This window comes from Vibrio sp. Vb1337, assembly GCF_033338715.1.
Lineage (GTDB): Bacteria > Pseudomonadota > Gammaproteobacteria > Enterobacterales > Vibrionaceae > Vibrio > Vibrio alginolyticus.
Map to the genome: position 1 here is coordinate 1 of NZ_JAWOTD010000229.1, position 1,092 is coordinate 1,092.

Annotated in this window: 2 protein-coding genes; both read right to left on the reverse strand. The window is 45.7% G+C overall.

Annotated elements, in window-relative coordinates; genetic code table 11:
- Positions 1-175: 175 nt before the first annotated feature.
- Positions 176-646, reverse strand: a complete 471-nt coding sequence (locus R7E42_RS25235) for a SoxR reducing system RseC family protein (RefSeq protein ID WP_140098849.1) — start codon at positions 644-646, stop codon at positions 176-178.
- Positions 646-1,092 (reverse strand): MucB/RseB C-terminal domain-containing protein (locus R7E42_RS25240; protein ID WP_318073272.1); only part of this gene is annotated, 447 nt, incomplete at its 5' end. The genes R7E42_RS25240 and R7E42_RS25235, both read right to left, overlap by 1 nt.

The window sequence follows — 1,092 nt, forward strand, 5'->3', positions numbered from 1 at the left end:
ACCATGGTCGATGTGGGCGATAATCGAAAAGTTACGAATGTGCTTCATAGATTTAGGGTGACTAACTCTTTACAAATTGGGACAGTAAGAAAGCCATCATTTGACGGCATTTCAATCAAGTTGGCAGATTCTACCGAATTTCGTTAACGGGCGCACCTAATTTAAAGTGTAGAGCTTATTGGATAGGTTCACCGAGAACTCGAATGAGGGTGACTTGGCGTTTTGACTCATCTTCAAGCGGTTTTGATAGGCGTTTTGCGAACCACATACCACCGCCTGCAAATAGCATGGATGCGAGAATAACAATGCCTTCTCCACCAGCGGTCAGAGGAGTCAGTAAGAAATGACCAACCATAGCACCAAGAATCAAACCAAATAAAGGCAGTAGATACACCGCCATGGCTGACTTGATAAGGCTGGATTCAGGAAAGCCGATTTCCACGATTTGACCGACTTGCACGTTTTTTTCTGTGCGCAGATGCCACGACAGGCTCTTATTACCTATCGCTTTAGTGACAACACCTGTGCCACAACTTTTTTGCGAGGAGCAGCTGCTGCAGCTCGTTTGCTGCTCGCAGCTTAAATCTATCTCGTACTGCTTACCGTGACGCTCTACTCCGGTCACGGTAGCTAACGCAGTCATCATTATTGCTTACTCTTTGTTACATTAAATGTGACAGATTGAGCAATGCGCTGCGCCGTAGCTGGCGGAATATCTCCGACCACAGAGATTTCATAATCACCATTCACAAAACTGTGTAAGGTTCTACGGCCTTGACGAACCAGTTGTCCTTTTAATGAATGCTCATCTTTGTTTGCTACGTAAACAGAGAAGTTGAACAAGCCATCAGAATACAACTGACTTTCTACCATTTGGTCTGTTGATGCCATACGGTAGCGGTTGAGATCGTTTGGATGAAAACCGTCTGGAGTCCAGCCCACAGTCCAATTGCTCGTGCCAATTTCACCTTTCGGCATTGTAAGCACAGCAGGAAGTTGAACGTCTTCAAGGCCGCTCATCAACTCTGCAATTTTAGGGTTTACTGTGTAAGAGATCGTGCGGTATTGCTCTAGCATCTCGCCATCACGATC

What these genes read in the sequence shown, in the direction of transcription:
- R7E42_RS25235 (WP_140098849.1), bottom strand. Translation starts at nt 646, where the DNA reads ATGATGACTGCGTTAGCTACCGTGACCGGAGTAGAGCGTCACGGTAAG.